The sequence below is a fragment of the Arenibaculum pallidiluteum genome, from assembly GCF_017355985.1.
Classification (GTDB): domain Bacteria; phylum Pseudomonadota; class Alphaproteobacteria; order Azospirillales; family Azospirillaceae; genus Arenibaculum; species Arenibaculum pallidiluteum.
On sequence record NZ_JAFIQU010000011.1, the window covers coordinates 179,875 to 194,694 of the forward strand.

Annotated in this window: 14 protein-coding genes and 1 pseudogene; 7 read left to right on the forward strand and 8 right to left on the reverse strand. The window is 67.8% G+C overall.

The annotated features are described in order from the left end of the window. Nucleotides 1-4 precede the first annotated feature (4 nt). The 5 genes from JUB13_RS20800 to JUB13_RS31860 all read right to left on the reverse strand — a co-directional run bounded on the left by JUB13_RS20800 (nucleotide 5) and on the right by JUB13_RS31860 (nucleotide 5,990). A complete protein-coding gene (locus JUB13_RS20800) occupies nucleotides 5-2,668 on the reverse strand; it encodes a family 16 glycoside hydrolase (protein ID WP_207482263.1) in 2,664 nt (887 codons plus the stop codon). Between the two features lie 369 nt (nucleotides 2,669-3,037). Beyond that, complete coding sequence (locus tag JUB13_RS20805) at nucleotides 3,038-3,256, reverse strand: hypothetical protein (protein ID WP_207482265.1); 219 nt, start codon at nucleotides 3,254-3,256, stop codon at nucleotides 3,038-3,040. 106 nt (nucleotides 3,257-3,362) lie between these two features. Further along, entirely contained in the window at nucleotides 3,363-4,349 is a 987-nt protein-coding gene (locus JUB13_RS20810; RefSeq protein WP_207482267.1) for an SDR family NAD(P)-dependent oxidoreductase, read from the reverse strand. After that, on the reverse strand, nucleotides 4,346-5,473 hold the full coding sequence (locus tag JUB13_RS20815) for a patatin-like phospholipase family protein (protein ID WP_207482268.1): 1,128 nt from the start codon (nucleotides 5,471-5,473) through the stop codon (nucleotides 4,346-4,348). Before JUB13_RS20815 ends, JUB13_RS20810 begins: the two co-directional genes overlap by 4 nt. Nucleotides 5,474-5,864: 391 nt before the next feature. Continuing rightward, on the reverse strand, nucleotides 5,865-5,990 hold the full coding sequence (locus JUB13_RS31860; RefSeq protein ID WP_268914391.1) for a hypothetical protein: 126 nt from the start codon (nucleotides 5,988-5,990) through the stop codon (nucleotides 5,865-5,867). A 297-nt stretch (nucleotides 5,991-6,287) separates the two neighbouring features. Between JUB13_RS31860 and JUB13_RS20820 the strand changes: the two genes are divergently transcribed. From JUB13_RS20820 to JUB13_RS20835, 4 genes and pseudogenes are all read left to right on the forward strand, one after another. Next, entirely contained in the window at nucleotides 6,288-6,536 is a 249-nt protein-coding gene (locus JUB13_RS20820; protein ID WP_207482269.1) for a hypothetical protein, read from the forward strand. A 111-nt stretch (nucleotides 6,537-6,647) separates the two neighbouring features. After that, complete coding sequence (locus tag JUB13_RS20825; protein WP_207482270.1) at nucleotides 6,648-7,250, forward strand: hypothetical protein; 603 nt, start codon at nucleotides 6,648-6,650, stop codon at nucleotides 7,248-7,250. Between the two features lie 145 nt (nucleotides 7,251-7,395). After that, a pseudogene (gene rpoZ / locus JUB13_RS31495) lies at nucleotides 7,396-7,755 on the forward strand (DNA-directed RNA polymerase subunit omega); the annotation flags it as partial. Nucleotides 7,756-8,010: 255 nt separating this feature from the next. Further along, nucleotides 8,011-8,787, forward strand: coding sequence for a succinate dehydrogenase iron-sulfur subunit (locus tag JUB13_RS20835; protein WP_207482272.1), 777 nt, complete (start codon nucleotides 8,011-8,013; stop codon nucleotides 8,785-8,787). A gap of 147 nt (nucleotides 8,788-8,934) precedes the next feature. Here JUB13_RS20835 and JUB13_RS20840 read toward each other — a convergent pair whose 3' ends face one another. Next, nucleotides 8,935-9,618, reverse strand: coding sequence for a hypothetical protein (locus JUB13_RS20840; RefSeq protein ID WP_207482273.1), 684 nt, complete (start codon nucleotides 9,616-9,618; stop codon nucleotides 8,935-8,937). Here JUB13_RS20840 and JUB13_RS20845 point away from each other — a divergent pair. Continuing rightward, complete coding sequence (locus tag JUB13_RS20845) at nucleotides 9,598-10,536, forward strand: hypothetical protein (protein ID WP_207482275.1); 939 nt, start codon at nucleotides 9,598-9,600, stop codon at nucleotides 10,534-10,536. The genes JUB13_RS20840 and JUB13_RS20845 overlap by 21 nt on opposite strands. A 149-nt stretch (nucleotides 10,537-10,685) precedes the next feature. Here JUB13_RS20845 and JUB13_RS20850 read toward each other — a convergent pair whose 3' ends face one another. Continuing rightward, complete coding sequence (locus JUB13_RS20850; protein ID WP_328702979.1) at nucleotides 10,686-11,597, reverse strand: alpha/beta fold hydrolase; 912 nt, start codon at nucleotides 11,595-11,597, stop codon at nucleotides 10,686-10,688. Between the two features lie 377 nt (nucleotides 11,598-11,974). On the opposite strand from JUB13_RS20850, the gene JUB13_RS20855 reads away from it, so the two are divergent. Next, nucleotides 11,975-12,130 carry a hypothetical protein gene (locus JUB13_RS20855; RefSeq protein WP_207482277.1) on the forward strand — a complete coding sequence of 52 codons (156 nt, stop codon included), beginning with the start codon at nucleotides 11,975-11,977 and terminating at the stop codon, nucleotides 12,128-12,130. 76 nt (nucleotides 12,131-12,206) lie between these two features. Here the strand turns inward: JUB13_RS20855 and JUB13_RS20860 are convergent, their stop codons facing one another. Further along, complete coding sequence (locus JUB13_RS20860; RefSeq protein WP_207482278.1) at nucleotides 12,207-12,896, reverse strand: haloacid dehalogenase type II; 690 nt, start codon at nucleotides 12,894-12,896, stop codon at nucleotides 12,207-12,209. Between the two features lie 401 nt (nucleotides 12,897-13,297). On the opposite strand from JUB13_RS20860, the gene JUB13_RS20865 reads away from it, so the two are divergent. Next, nucleotides 13,298-14,191, forward strand: coding sequence for an isoaspartyl peptidase/L-asparaginase family protein (locus JUB13_RS20865; RefSeq protein WP_207482279.1), 894 nt, complete (start codon nucleotides 13,298-13,300; stop codon nucleotides 14,189-14,191). Nucleotides 14,192-14,820 lie beyond the last annotated feature (629 nt).

Consider the following 14,820-nt stretch of genomic DNA (forward strand, 5'->3'; position numbering starts at 1 on the left):
ACGCCTAGAACTGCGGCATGCCCTCGCGGATCCGCACGTGACGGAACTGGACGCGGTGGCCCTTGAAATGGGCTTGGAGCGCGATCAGGCCGGCGGGATAGGCGTTGCGCGCGTCGGAATAGTCTCCGCCCTCCAGCGTGGGGATGCCGTTCAGGACCACGCGGATGCGGTTGCCGCCCGCCATGATCTCCAGATCGTTCCAGAGCTCCAGCGGGCGCGTCGGGATCGGCTGGATGGACGGCGCGCCGTTGGGGGAGGGCAGGTCCTCCGCCGCCGGGAAGCCATCCGTCGGGTGGATGGGATAGATCGCCCCGGTCTGGTGGTGGCGGTTGAACAGGGGCGGGGGGAAGGACAGCCCTTCGGGGCGTTCGCCGGTGTTGTCGATCTGGACCTCGTAGCCGGTCTTGAGCAGCCTGTCGGGCTCGGCGAGATGCCGGCGCGGAAGCCTGACATAGACACCGGAGTTGTTCCGGACCGTCAGTGCCCGCCACTGCAGCCGCAGCGTGAAGTCGGTGAAATCCGCGGGCTCGAAGCACAGCAGCCCGATGCCTCCCTGGGTCTCCAGCGCCAGACCGCAGCGGGCGAAGCCGCCGGAGCCGACGAAGCGCCATCCCCGCGGCAGCAGGGCCTCGCGGCTGACGGGGTCGCGGTCGAAGACGAAGAGCGGCGTGAAGCCGGGCTCGGCGCGATGGTGGAAGGCCACGCTGGCCCCGGCGCCGTCGCGGACGGCGTCGACCTCAAGCCCGTCATCGGCGATCGCCTCGGCGGCCCGACGCGCCACCACGAGCCCCGTCGGCACCGGGTTGGCCGAGCCCACCCGCGGGAAGACGGCCTGGTCCACGCACAGCGCGTTGCGGATCCCGTGGAAGCGACCCGTGGAATCCGTGACGGAGCTGGCCGGGTCCTCGCCCATCCAGAGCGTCCCGGAATCATGGTAGGTCGTCCCGAGTGGGTCGCGGATGCCGCCCTCCTGCTTGAGCTTGCCGTAGCGGGGGCTGCCCGGGGCGTAGGGGTTCTGCGCGACCCAGCGCCCCTGGTGCTCGTCCCAGTACTCGATGTCGCCGTCATCGGGCACGAGCCCGCGCATCACGGCGAAGCCCGCCTGGTCCATCTCGTCGAAGACTAGGAGGTCGTCGGGCTGCTGGACGTAGTGGACCCAGGCCCGCCTGTGGCCGAACCCGTCGAAGTCCTGGCTGAGGTCGACATAGCTCGCTCCCGGATCGCCGGGGGCGAGATCGGTTCTGCCGAACATCTCGCCGATGCCGCGGAAGGTGATGGACACCCAGTCGGGATCCTGGTTCGCCAGCAGCGCCTGGGCGGATTCGATGTTGGGGATCATCCGGTAGAGCACGGCCTCGGCGTTCGGCCCGGGCTGGAACCCCGCATAGAACTGCAGGTGGAAGTGGCCGCCGTTGCTCGCCGTTCCCGCAATATGGAAGGCCGAGGTTTGCAGGATGTCCATCTGCGGCACGCCGATCGCCCGGCGCCTGATCCTGGCCGTGGCGTTGTTGCGGACATGGGCCATCAGGTTGCGGCCCATCAGGCTGCCGAGGGGGGCAATGCCGCCGAAGGATTCCAGCGCGAGGCGGGTGGATTCGATGGCGCTGAGGGCGAGCACGACATTGCAGCTCTCCGGCACCTCGACGGTCCGCCGCGCGCGGCCGTCCCACAGCACGATGCCCGTAACGCGGTGCCCGGACCCGCTCGGGGCCGTCAGCAGGGTCAGCGCGCGGGCATTGGGCACCAGGAAGAGCCGCCGCCGCTGGTCCGAATTGCCGGAGCGGCCGACATCCTCGCGAATCGCCTCAGTCAGCACGGGCAGGCTGGAGAACTTGTCGAAGCTGAACAGGCCCGAGGCCGGGGAGTCGGCCTGGATCGCGATGGGTGCCGGCCGGATCTCGTCGATCCGGCTCTGCACCCGGCTCCCGTCGCCGAGCACGACCTCCACCGGCCCGACCAGCGCCTGCAGCCGGGGCTGGAGCTGCATGGTCAGGCGGTTCCTGTCGGTGTCGTTGAAGAGGTCGGTCCGGATCTCGGCGGCCGGCCTCTGCCCGGGGGCAGGGACGACGTGTTCGCGCACGCCGAGCTGGAGCTCGATGCGCTCGTAATACTCCTTGAGGTAGTCGGCGGCGGCCTTCGGCCATGGCCTGCCGCCTGGAAGCGCGGCATCGAGGTCTCCATCGGTCAGCCGCGGGGCCCATCCGCCCCAGAACAGCGACTTGCCGCCGACGCAGAAGGCCTGGCGCGCGAAGATCTGGTTGCTGCGCCAGGGCAGGCCCCAGACCTGGTCGGTCACCGTATCGGCCTCGGGGTTCGCGCCGGGCCCTGCGAAGGCCGTGCCCCCGGTTCCCAGCCCGACATTCGACAGGTTCTGGTAATGCTCGCTGATCAGGAAGGGACCGGCCTCCAGCACCAGCACCTTGCCGCCATTGCCCCAGAGCCGGGCGGCGCAGTACGCGCCGTACATGCCGGACCCTATCACGATGGCGTCGAAATTCGCCGTCAGGTCGAAGGGAGGGACCCTGTCCGCGTCTGGGAGGGCCTGCGCGGGCGCCAGCGCCTCGTCCAGCGTGTTGCAGAGGAATCGGCCCAGGACGTCCAGCGACATCGTGGTCCGCTGGACCGCAGCGGCGCTCCGCGGATCCTCGGCCAGCAGAGGCAACACCATGACAGCTCCTCCCGCAGTGCGTGGCATGCGGTGGCGGTGATGCATGGGCGTCGGGTCGGCCGCGGCGCCCCGGCAGCCCGCCGGGGATCCGCGGCCGACCCGCATGCCGGGACCGGCCGGTTCATTCCTCCCCGCGGGGCCCCGGCATGCCTTGGTGCCGGGATCGTTTCTATCCCGTACCGATAAGCTCTTTTCCGATGCTCGGTCCAGGGCGCGGCCGGGCGGCAGAGGAGCCATTCAGGCTCTCCGAACGCGCAGGGTTCTTGTACTCTCGAATTAATTCCCCGATCCGGGACCGCTCCGCTCCGGATAGCGCGTCCGGTCAGGGCAGGCGTTCGGCAGGGCGGTCGGCCTGCCGGGAGCGGGCGGCTAGACCTCGCCTCCGGGCGCCGAAGGGGCCAGACCGCCCCCGGCCCGGACGATCTCGGCCAGCAGCGGCTCGGAGATGCGGACGCGCACGCTGCCCGAGCCGTCGCGGACATGCAGCACCAGCACTCCGTTCTCCATTCTCACCTCGGCGCGGGCGCCCGGGCCGCTGTGGAAGTCGGCGTGCTGTCCATCGGGCTGAAGAATCGACGCGTAGATCATGGCCGCCTGAGGTCCGTGGTTTTGGGATCGTGGCTCCTTGCCCTCCACCCATAAACCGGATCGCGTCCCGACCGCCATGTGAGTCTCGCATGGACGGGCCGAAGGTTCAGCGTGCCGCCAGGCGCGCCACGGCAATCGCCGACAATCCTGCCGCTCCCAGTGCCGCGCCGATGCCAAGGGCGCGCTTCATCCTTGCACGTTCGGGCGCCCACCAGCCGCCGCGGACGCCCGTACCAGCCCTGACGGGCATGAACAGGGAACCATCCGTGATCGGCGCCCGCCGTCCCGAGCGCATGTAGAACAGACCTCCCAGGCGCGCGAGCATGCGGCCGGTCGCGTCCGGGGCCATTCGATAGGGGACGGCGAGCGCGTGATGCGCGCCGACATGCAAGGTTCTGCGGGGATGGATCGCGAGGCGGACCACAAGCTCGGCAACGCGCTCGGGATCGACCACGGGGGGTACGGGGCGGAACGTCCGGCCGGTGTAGTTGGCGGAGTGGCGGTCGGTGGGCGTGTCGACGAAGGTGGGATAGACTCCGCAGACCTGGATGGAGGAGCGGCTGGCAAGCTCGTCGCGCAATGCCTCCGTGAAGCCCGCAAGCCCGAACTTGCTGGCGCTGTAGCTGGCAGCCCATGCGAAGGGTACCCGCCCGGCGATCGAGACGACGTTGATGATGACCCCTCGTCCCCGGTTCCTGAGAAGATGAGGCACGGCCGCATGGGAGCCATTGATCGCTCCCTTCAGGTTGATGTCCAGAAGCCTGGCCTGGACTTCCACCGGGATCGCCTCGAAGGGGCCCCAGAGGCTCGCGCCGGCGTTGTTGATCCAGACGTCGATCCGGCCGAAGGCAGCCACTGCCGCTTCGGCCAGCGCACGCATGGAACGCGCGTCGGTCACGTCGGCCGGGAAGGCGAGGGCACGCCCGCCCAGCGCGTCGCAGGCCTCCGCCGCCCGGTCGAGCAGGTCGCCGCGGCGCGCCGCCAGGACCACGGATGCGCCGCGGCGGGCAAAGGCGCGTGCCATGCCGAGACCCATGCCGCTCGAGGCGCCGGTGATCACGATGGTGCGTCCGACGAAGCTCCGTTCCATCATCTCGATCCTCCGGCGGCGATGATCTTGAAGCCGGGCGTCCGGTGCTGCGCCTCGGATCCCCCCAGAAGCGCCAAGCCCTCGCGCATGTCGCGAAAGCCGGCGGCCCATCGCTCCTGCAGGGCCGCTGTCGAGAAATCGTAGAGGCCGAGCACGCCACCACCGCGGTCGCCGCGATGGACGAGGTGGAGGATGGTCACGGCGGACGCCGTGCAATCGGCCAGCGCATCGGCGACTGCGGGATCGCCCCGTACGTCGCCGGGAATGCTCGCGGCCAGCCGCGCGAGCTTGCAGCGGAGTTCGTGCATGCGCCGGTACGCGGCGAGAGCGTCATGGGACTGCGTCGCCAGCAGCAGCTCCTCGCGCCGGTCGGCCGCGGCCGTGATCGAGCCCGGCAGCGTTCCCCGGATCCCGAAAAGGTCGACCGCGATGCACATCATGTCGGCGCTATCGGTGTCCTCCAACACGGGCCCGATCGGCAGGTTCGCGCGCAGGCCGCCGTCGCCGAATAGACGGCCGTCGATCTGGACGGGGCGGAAATCCGGAAGGAAGGCGGAGCTGGCGATCAGGTGTTCCGGCCCGATGCGCTGCCTGAGGGTGTCGAACAAGACGGTCTCGCCGCTTTCGACGTCGACCGCCGTCACAGTCATCCGGAGCGGGCCGTCGTTCAGGAGCTCGAAGTCGACATAACGCTTCAGCGTCGCTTCGAGCGGCGCCAGATCGTACAGACCCGGGCGATTCTTCTGACCCGGCCAGAATGCAGCGGGGCTGGGCATGAAGAACGCGGGGCAGCCGAAGAGACGCGTCCAGGCCGCGCTCGCGGCGCTGTCCGCCCCTTGCCAGAAGAGCGGTGCCGGCCGGTGGTACGGTATGGTCATGTTCGGCCAGGCCGCCACGGACCAGAACTCCCGCAACCGCTGCAGACGGCGTTCCGGCGGGTTGCCGGCGATGATGGCCCCGTTCAGCGCCCCCGTCGATGTACCGACAATCCAGGTCGGCTCCGGCCCCTCTTCGTGGAGGTGCTCGTAGGCGCCGGCCTGATAGGCACCGAGCGCGACCCCGCCCGACAGCACCAGCGCGACGCGTCGGGATTGCGGATCGGTGGGACCGGCGCTGAAGCCGGTCATCGAAGGGGCTGACGGTCAGCGGAGGGCGCATCGGCGCCATCGGTCCGGAGCCGGGAATGTGGTCCGGGCCGATCCTTTTCTGGATGGCCCGGCTTGGTCGGGACTGACCAGACGTCATCTCCCGCTCCAATCTGCAGCATGGCACGTTCGGAAAGCTTGCAAGAGGCCGTCCAGGGGTGGAGCGACGGTGCCATGGCGAGGCGGCCGGAAGCTGCAAGGCGGACCATGCGGCGCTCGGCGCCGGTTCCGGCGAACTCGCGCAGGATCACGACGACGTTCCGATGGCGGTTCGGGACGTGCCGGATGGGTTCGGCGAGGTCCGCCGGCGACGGCGCCGCGGTGGCCGTCCGACGGAGCAGCGGCACGAAGGGATGGAAGTTGCGCCGGTCCATCACCGTGATCCGAATGCCGCGGCCGCCCGGGTCTGCGTCGGGCTCAGCCCGGCGAAGCCGGCGCCGATCACCACCACATGGGCAAAGTCATCGAGCTTGGCTTGCTTGCGAACGAGTTCGGGCATGGATTCCGCGGTTCGGGCCGGATCTGGGCCAGTCAACAGCATAGAAATCCTGACCGCACGATGCCCCATATGCGTATATCGTCGGGGCCGGGAACAAGAATGGGCACGGGCCGGCTGAATGGCGCCATAGACGTGGAGGCGGACTTCCACAATTTTCTGAGCCTGCTCTGTGGCGTGCCCGGTCGACACATTTGCGCATGAGTAATCGGAATTCTGTTTCCGTGCTGGAACCCGGTGATCCCAGTGCTGTTTTCAGGCCTCCACCCGAGACCCGATGCGAGCGCGAGTGGGGACAGCATGGAAGAAGAGCGTCAGTTGCCGAGCGGCGGGGATAAACCGGCGGAGAAGCCTGGTCACGCCGATCGATCGAACGAGAGCAACGATCCCGAGGCGATCCGCGTGATCGAGAATGCGGACCAGCTTCCGGAAGGAGATCGGCGGACGGAGAAGTCCGGCGACTGGTGGCAGAAAGACCCGGACGCCAACCGTTCCAACATCAACCATCCGAACATGGAACCCGACAACCTCAAGAGCAACGACCTCTGACCCAGGGCCCGAGCGGTTTCCGGACCGTCTTCGGAGGCGCCCTCCTGCAGCTCGTCAAACAATGGGGGCTCGATGCGCGTGCACCGTATGCATGATGGCGGGCAGGCGGAAATGGACGCCATTCTCGTCGCCGAGCATGAAGGCCCTGATCCGTTCCTCGACCGGGGACAGGTGCATCGGGACCCGCGCCGGGACCCGCGCCGGGACCCGCGCCGGGACATGGGACCGGGGGAGGTGATCGCGCGTGGCCTTCTGGCCGGCGCTGTCGGCGTTGCAGCAATGACCGTCGCCGAGAAGCTGGAGCAGGCGCTTACCGGGCGCCCCAATTCCTATGTTCCCGCTCATACGCTGGAGCGGCTGCTCGGGCTTCCCGCAAGGCCCGACGACGAGCGCCTCGGGTTGAACTGGGCAATGCACTGGGGACAGGGGATCGCACTGGGGGCGGTGCGCGCCGGGATGGCGCGGCGCGGCATCGCTGGCCCAGTCGGATCCTTCATGTTCCTGAATCTGAGGCTCATCAACGACCAGACCTTGGAGAACGCCACGCGCGTCGGAGCGCCGCCCTGGACATGGCCGATCGACGAGCAGGTCGTCGATCTCCTGCACAAGGCCGTGTATGCGTTCGCGACGGGCATGGCAGCCGACCTCCTGGTGGGAAGACCGGGCCGCCGACGCGCACGCCATGGCGCCAGATACTACCGCCGCGAAGATTGATCGCGCCGTGCCGTCTTCCCCCGTCAGCCTATCCCGGCCGAGCGTCACTGCCGCAAGCCTGCCAGCCCCGTTGGCATTGGACTGACAGCCGCGACGAGGTCTACCCGTCTCGTCGACGGCTGGGACCCGAGGTCGAGAGGATCCCATGGCACGCGTAACGGTCGAGGACTGCGTCCTCCAAATACCGAACCGGTTCGATCTCGTCATGGTTGCTGCGCAGCGCGCGCGCAACGTGGCTGCGGGGGCGCCGCTTGCGGTCGACCGCGACAACGACAAGAACCCCGTCGTCGCCCTGCGCGAAATCGCCGAACGTGCCGTGTCGCTGGACGAGCTCCGCGAGGGGCTCATTCGCGGGCACCAGCGCATACCCGAGACCGACGAGCCGGACGAGGAGGTTCTGGAGGTCATGGAGGGCGAACTCGGCTGGGCAGGGGCGGAGCAGCGCCTCGACGACCAGTCCGATACAGGCGATCCGGACGCGGAAGAGGTCACCGAGGACGACGACGTGCTGAGCCGGATGGAAGCCGAGCCGGGTCTGTCGTTCGAGGGCGAGGACGGGAACCTCGTGGACCGCGACACCAATGACGTCGGCAAAGCCTACGACGACGGGCCGGAGGGGATCAGCGACGCGCTCGACGATCCGGAGAACCGCTTCTACGAGTGAACGGAAGCCGACAGGGCTCCTGCCCCTCAGGGGCAGGCGCTGCCACCGCGTCGGTGTTTCCCGGCGTCTCGCGTCTGGAAAGAAGGAATATCGAGGATGGTTGCGTTCCGGCTCCCCCGCAACTCCGCCATCGAGACTGGCCGGCGGCACTCCACGATTCGCGGTGCGACACGCACGAAAACCTTCCGGATCTACCGCTGGAACCCCGAGGACGGCCGGAATCCGCGGATCGACGAGTTCGAGGTCGACCGTGGCAAGTTCGGTCCGATGGTTCTTGACGCCCTCATCTACATCAAGAACGAGATCGACAGCACCTTGGCGTTCCGGCGGAGCTGCCGCGAAGGCATCTGCGGTTCCTGTGCCATGAACATCGACGGCACCAACACCTTGGCCTGCCTGAAGCCCGTCGACGAAGTGAGGGGTGACGTCCGCATCTACCCGCTTCCGCATCGACCTGTCGTCAAGGACCTGGTCCCCGACCTCAACGACATCTACGCCCAGTACCAATCGGTCGAACCGTGGCTGAAGGCGACCACGCCCCCGCCGTCGCGCGAGCGGCTGCAGAGCCCGGAGGAGCGCGGGCGCCTGAACGGCCTGTATGAGTGCATCCTGTGTTTCTGCTGCTCTACGGCCTGCCCGAGCTACTGGTGGAACGGCGAGAGATTCCTGGGGCCCGCCGTTCTGCTATGGGCGTATCGTTGGATCGCGGACAGCCGGGATGAAGCCACCGGTGAGCGGCTGGACATGCTCGAAGATCCATTCAAGCTCTATCGCTGCCACACCATCATGAACTGCGCACGCACCTGTCCCAAGGGCCTCAACCCCGCCAAGGCGATCGCGGAGATCAAGAAGATGCTCGTCGAGCGGCGGTAGAGAGCGCGAGCCGTTTTCGTCCTTCCGCGCCCGAGGGGCGATGCCCGAAGCCGAGGTCACATTGGCGGGGCGATGGGAAAGGTGGCTGCGCAACGGCTGGGGCTGAAAGCCTTTGCCGATATCCGGTCCACCCGCCTGAGCTTCTCGTTACGCCTGTGCTGCTGCGGCCTCGCCCGGGGGCCGGAACCTGCCTCCCGCGCCGCTATCCAGGATTGCCTGCACGTCGCATAGCGGGATCACCGGCCACTCGGATCGGTTCTCCAGCTCGCGGCTGAGCTGGTCCAGGATCTTCTCCATGAGAAAGAAGCGCAGTAGGCGATCCATGTCATCGGCCTCGGTGGGGATCGCGGAGCATCCCAGGACCGCTTGGCGATAGGCCGACAGAAAGGCTTTCGACATGTCGCGGGAGCAGGCCCGCAGCCGCTTGAAGTCGGAGGGGCCGACGTCAGGACTGCGCCCCGCCGCGGCAGCCGCATCGCAGAAGGACCGGAGCATTCCGGCCACATCCCGCACGGGCGAGTGCTTGGCCCGTCGCGCGTCGGGCGAACGGAGGGAGGTCCCTGCGAACCCGACGATGTAGATGTCGCGCGGCCCCATCAGGACCTGGCCCAGATGGTAGGCTCCATGAACGCGCGTCTTCATGGCTTTCAGATCGGACGGAAGAAGGGTGTCAATTTCCTCCGTCACGTCGGATCGCCTGGACAACAGGACGTGCGCCGGCCAGCGGAGGCTCGGTGGCAGGCGTTGGAGCGCCTGCTGAAGCTGACCGAACGTCCGCTCCGCAAGATCCTTGGCTTCGGCGCACCACGCATGAAGATCGACATCGTCCACGGGCTCCGGCTGGAACGCCGGGTCGGAGCGTGTCCAGGAGGAGGCGAAGGCCTGATGCATTTCCGCGGTCCGCCGGCCCAGCATGCCGGCCAGGTGGATCAGTCCGGATTCGGCCAAGGCCTCGTCGCGCCGCGCCTTGGCGAGGCGGGCCGTCAGGCAACCGAGCACGTGGTGCCAGCCATCACCCCCGTTGGTGACAAGGGTCTCCAGGACGCAAAGCGCCGTTGGCGCATGTCCCGGCCGAACCCATTCCACCGTTCCGAGGAGCGCCGGCGTGTTTCGGAACCCAGCCACCTCCGACAGAAAGTGCAGGGTCTCGAGCTCGGGCTGACTGCCGGGATGGAGTTGCCGGATCGGCTTCAGCATGGCCACGTTGCCAATCCGCAGGGATCCGCTTGGCCGGCGGGTCCCGCTGCGAATGATCGCCCCGCATCGCAGCCTGTTCGTCCATCCCGTGGCAGCCGCCGTGCTGCGGAACACCAGGCCCGAAGCGGCCATGACCTTCCTGCCCTCGGCCGAAACCAGCCCCTCGACCAGCGCCGAGACGAACTGATCGTCATCGAAGGCGTCGATCAGCCATCCCTTCCGGCCGTGGAGGTCGATCTCGGCGATGCAGCCATGGGGGCGCGGCATGCCGTCCCAGACGAGAGCGAGTGGCAGGAAAAGGCGCTGCTCGGCCCCGTGGGACTGTCGTGCGGCTGCGAATACGAGCAGCACGTCCTCACCGAATGCATCGAACCCGACCAGATCCAGGATGCGCACCTCGGGTCTTCCCGCATCCTTGATGCCGGGCCATTGGCTCGCCGCAATGAACTCGGGCAGGACCCATTCCTGAAGGGCTCCGAGGAAATCGCCCTTGCGTCCCGCGATCGCGATCCGATCCAGCTGACGCCTGTCGATCAGCCGGATTCTCGGTGATGGCTGCGGTGCCGGCTTGCCGGCAGCGGGATCAGGAGTTCGGGCGGCTTCCAACCGGGTCGGGCCCGATCCGCGAAGGCGTCCGGCGAACGCGCCGTCCGATGCCTTGTGCCCCTGCAATGCATCAGGTGGCTGCGAGTGCATGGAAGTCATGGCAGCGCCACCGTCTCGCGCGGCAATGCAGGAGCAGAATGCGCCGGCTGTGTCAGAGCGGCCGCGCCATTGTGCCGAGCTGCCGTTGGTACGAGGCGCGCCGGGCCCATGGGCGGCCGCGTGAACTCCTCCGCCCAGGGCTGGGACAGGGTCTGATCGTACCGGCCGCGGATGACCAGGGCCGACGCCTGCACCCTGGGCAGCTTCGTTTCGATGCGGTCGATGACCGTGCGGCGGAGCTGCTGAACCATTCTCGGGATCCCCGCGGACGCGTATTCCCTCTGAAAGACGGCATTCAGCGATGGTGCTTCGAACGGCATGTTCATGATGACGCGCGGGTACTGCTTGCCCGGGGATCGGTAGGCCGGGTCAGGAGTCGGACCGGCAAGGACGAGACGATCCACGCGCCCGGGGAAACGCGTCGCGACGTCCACCACGACCTGGATGCCAACCGAGTTTCCGAACAGGACGGCCCGACTGATCTCGTTGGCGTCCATCCATGCCAGCAGCTGGTCCGCCTGCTCGCGAACGTTCGGCCCGGCGGGCCAGTGGGCGTCCGCGGGCGGTGGCGTGCGACCGATGCCCGGCAGATCGGGCGCCAGCACCTGGTATCCGAGCACTGCCAGCCTCTGGTTCAGCGGAATCCGGTACCGGCTCGACAGAGCAAGCCCGTGCACCAGGATGACCGGAGGCGCATCCTGTCTTGTCAATGTTCCGGACCACATGCGCGCGTGCATGCTGATGCCGAGGGGCTTCACCTCCGTCCAGAGGCTGCGAGGTGATTGCGGCACTGGCGACATTTGTTGACCCCCGGGGCCCCTATGGATCGCGACAGGAGCCGTGCCGCGCGGTCGAGCGATCTGACAACCATGAGGGGCGCCGCAAAGGACGCGGGTCGCATTGGGCATATGCCTTCGAAACGCCCGCTTCCGCTATGCCAGCCAGTTGGGGGGCGCGGCTCATCGCTGCCGCGGCGGAGCGTCATTCTGCACCAAAGGACGCAAGGGCTGCCCTGAAGCCAGAGGCATGCGTATCGCCGGGTACTCCCAGGCCACCGTCTTGTTGAACCGGAATGGAGTGTCATCCGGCCGGACCTGCCGGGCGGGATCAGGCGAGAGGCCATCCCGACATCGGGACCAACGGTATGGTGCCCGGATTTCGGCGCGGTGCAGACCTTGGAGACCCGATGGGTGAAATGGCCTATGTCCGGAACGCCCCAGTGGCAGGCATCCAGCTGGACTGCGTCACGCCACAGGGGTGCCGCTGGAGCACCTCCGGAATCGGCATGAACAGGACATCCGTACGGGATCCCGAGGCCGTGCTGTCGAAGGGGGACGTCATCATCGTTCTGTCGCCGGAGACCGGCAAGCGCCTGGGTTTCCTTCAGGTGCGGGAGCATGATGGCACCTTCGCCCGCCTGAAGCGATTGCGCGGAGCCTAGGGTCTGGACTCAGCCAGCCAAACGGCAAGGTTCCGCTTCCAACCCTGAGCGGAACAAGCGCCGCGCCATGCCAGCGTCATGGCGGCAGAAGCAATGCGCCCGCTCCATCCAAGTCTGACACCTCCGCATAGGGCAGCCAGTCCGGGTTTCCGGTCTCGCCCCGCCGGTTCACCCAGATGCCGCGCAGACCCAGTTCATGACGGGCCTTCATGTCCCAGTACATGCCCATCGCCACGTGCACCGTCTCGTTCGGCGTCACGCCCATCGTGCGGTAGGCGTACTCGAAGAGTTGTCGCGACGGCTTGTAGGCCTGCGCCTGTTCGGCGGTGATGACGTAGTCGAAGGGCACGCCGATGCGCGCGACGGTCGGCGCGATAAGATCGTCGTCAGAGTTCGTGAAGATCGCGAGCTTGTAGCGCTCTCGCAGTCGCCGCAGGACATCCGGGACCTCGGGGTGCGGGCCCATCGTCATGGGTGAGGACGCAATGCCCTCGATCTCGTCCGCGCTCGGTGTCAGGCCGTGCTCCCCGAACGCGGCAGCAAAGCCGATGCGCAGGATGTCTTTGTAGAGGCGGTGCGGCCTCTCCGCCGTCAGGCGCCGCCCCTGCGCGGAGAAGCTGTCGAGGATCGCGGATGCGCTCACGCCGCTCGCGTCGTGCTCCGCCAGAATCGCGCCGATCTCGCGCAGAAGCACCTCGTGCCACTGCACGAGCGTGCCATAGCAGTCGAAGGTGATGACCTTCGGCGCGGGATCGAGCTTGAACATTGAGGTGCTGGGTTCAGGCATCAGGAGAGCCTGCTGCTAGTGGATGGTGGGAAAGGCTTCGCCAAGCGGCGCCGGCACACGTCCTGACGGGCTGCCTGCAGCCCTTGATGCCGTCGGACAGCTTAAGCCTTGTCAGCACCAGAAGACGACGGCGGCAAGCGCGACCGCCGCGGCGCAGTTGCAGGCCAGCTTGTCGTGCGGATCTACCCCTCTTCTCCGCACGGGATAGGCTGTCGGGGCCGCAAGGCTCCTGCCGGTCTCGATTGTTTCGGTCCCATCCGCGCGTCCTCCCCTCCACTTGGCGGCTCCATTTGGAGGAGCGGGACGACCGCCGACGATCGCCAGGAGTGGGCCATGATGAACTGGATCGCTACTAGCCCCGACGCGGAGGGGGAAGTGGTATGACCGGCCGGTGGGCAATCGTCGTCCATGGCGGCGCCAAGTCCATCGATCCAGCGCAGGCGGAGGCGAACCGATGCGGCTGCCTTGCCGCCGTGGCTGCAGGACAAGCGGTGCTGGAGGCGGGCGGCGCTGCCGTGGACGCCGTCGAGGCCGCAATCCGCGTGCTGGAGGACGATCCGACCTTCAATGCCGGTCGCGGATCCGTGCGCAATGCCGCAGGCGACGTCGAAATGGATGCCGCGCTCATGGACGGGCAGACGCTTGATCTGGGCGGGGTCGCAGCCATCCGGGGAGTGAGGCATCCGATCACCGTGGCGCGGCTGATGCTGCGCGAGGATCCCGTGCTGCTCGTCGCGGACGGGGCTCGCACCTTTGCCGCGGAGCGGGGCGCCGAGCGATGCGATCCGCCGGCACCGATGCTGCCCGGGAACGGAGCGGGTCGGGGTGGGGCAGGACGGGACACGGTCGGGTGCGTCGCGCTGGACCTGCAGGGACATCTGGCCGCGGGAACGTCGACCGGGGGACTCGAGGGTTGCGCAGTGGGACGCGTCGGCGATTCCCCGCTGCCGGGGTGCGGCCTCTATGCCGAGGATGGCGTCGGCGCGGTCTCGTTCTCCGGGGACGGAGAGGCGATCGCGCGGACGATGCTGGCATCCCGGGTTGTGCGCGGCCTCGAGGGCGGGGATCCGGACAGCGCCGTCGAGCGGGCGCTCGTACGCCTGGTGTCCCTTGGTGCCGATGGCGGGGCAATCGCGCTGGACGGCGCGGGCCGCATCGGCTGGAACCACAACAGCAGGAACTTTGCCGTCGGCTATGTGGTGAGCGGAGCTGGAGACGCGCGTGCCTTCCTGGCCAAGGCGGAAGAACGGGAGATCGGACAGGACGCCGGATGAGTCACGCGGCCCGGGAGTGGAGCGCGATAGGCTTGGCGGCGTGTGAAAGGGATCGGACCTCGCGGCGACCGAGCGCAAGGGGGCTAGACAAGGCGATCGGCGATCCCATATAAGCGCTCCCCCGGGCGCATGGTCGGCGGCGCCACGGGAAGCGGGTCCGAATACGGACCCAGTGGTTCTTTGGATGCCGATCACCCAGATAGAGATCAGGACGGTCCTGGTGGGCAATCCCGCCAGGAGGTGATGCCGCTCATCGCAAGATCAGCGGCATGGGTCTTCTTTGAAAAGGAAGGCCTCTACACCAGCTCTTGTTGCGCCGCAGGGCGAAAGCCCGGCCGGTGTCGCGGAAAAAAGTTCGAAGCCGCGCATCGAGGCCTTGAAACACCAGGGCGACTGGCGTATATAGAGAACCGTTGGGGCGGCGACCCGCCCCGCGATCTTCCAGGCCGATGCAGCGATCGCCCCGCCTCAAAGCGGCGGCTTCGCCGTCGGTGGCGCCCCGCCGGGGTGCCGGGTTCTTTTAAAATCGAAGAGTTTCGAGAAGGGATGCGCGGGCGACGGTGCCTGCGGGATGTTCGGGTTCGGACGTCCAGCACGACCGTCGATCAGCGACATCTGCAGTAACATGC

Coding starts and splice junctions, on each gene's coding strand:
- JUB13_RS20845 (WP_207482275.1), top strand. CDS start 9,598: ATGAAGATCGACATCGTCCACGGGCTCCGGCTGGAACGCCGGGTCGGA.
- JUB13_RS20800 (WP_207482263.1), bottom strand. CDS start 2,668: ATGGTGTTGCCTCTGCTGGCCGAGGATCCGCGGAGCGCCGCTGCGGTC.
- JUB13_RS20825 (WP_207482270.1), top strand. CDS start 6,648: ATGGACGCCATTCTCGTCGCCGAGCATGAAGGCCCTGATCCGTTCCTC.
- JUB13_RS20855 (WP_207482277.1), top strand. CDS start 11,975: ATGAACAGGACATCCGTACGGGATCCCGAGGCCGTGCTGTCGAAGGGG.
- JUB13_RS20810 (WP_207482267.1), bottom strand. CDS start 4,349: ATGATGGAACGGAGCTTCGTCGGACGCACCATCGTGATCACCGGCGCC.
- JUB13_RS20865 (WP_207482279.1), top strand. CDS start 13,298: ATGACCGGCCGGTGGGCAATCGTCGTCCATGGCGGCGCCAAGTCCATC.
- JUB13_RS20835 (WP_207482272.1), top strand. CDS start 8,011: ATGGTTGCGTTCCGGCTCCCCCGCAACTCCGCCATCGAGACTGGCCGG.
- JUB13_RS20820 (WP_207482269.1), top strand. CDS start 6,288: ATGGAAGAAGAGCGTCAGTTGCCGAGCGGCGGGGATAAACCGGCGGAG.
- JUB13_RS20815 (WP_207482268.1), bottom strand. CDS start 5,473: ATGACCGGCTTCAGCGCCGGTCCCACCGATCCGCAATCCCGACGCGTC.
- JUB13_RS20850 (WP_328702979.1), bottom strand. CDS start 11,597: ATGCCCAATGCGACCCGCGTCCTTTGCGGCGCCCCTCATGGTTGTCAG.
- JUB13_RS20860 (WP_207482278.1), bottom strand. CDS start 12,896: ATGTTCAAGCTCGATCCCGCGCCGAAGGTCATCACCTTCGACTGCTAT.
- JUB13_RS20805 (WP_207482265.1), bottom strand. CDS start 3,256: ATGATCTACGCGTCGATTCTTCAGCCCGATGGACAGCACGCCGACTTC.
- JUB13_RS31860 (WP_268914391.1), bottom strand. CDS start 5,990: ATGCCCGAACTCGTTCGCAAGCAAGCCAAGCTCGATGACTTTGCCCAT.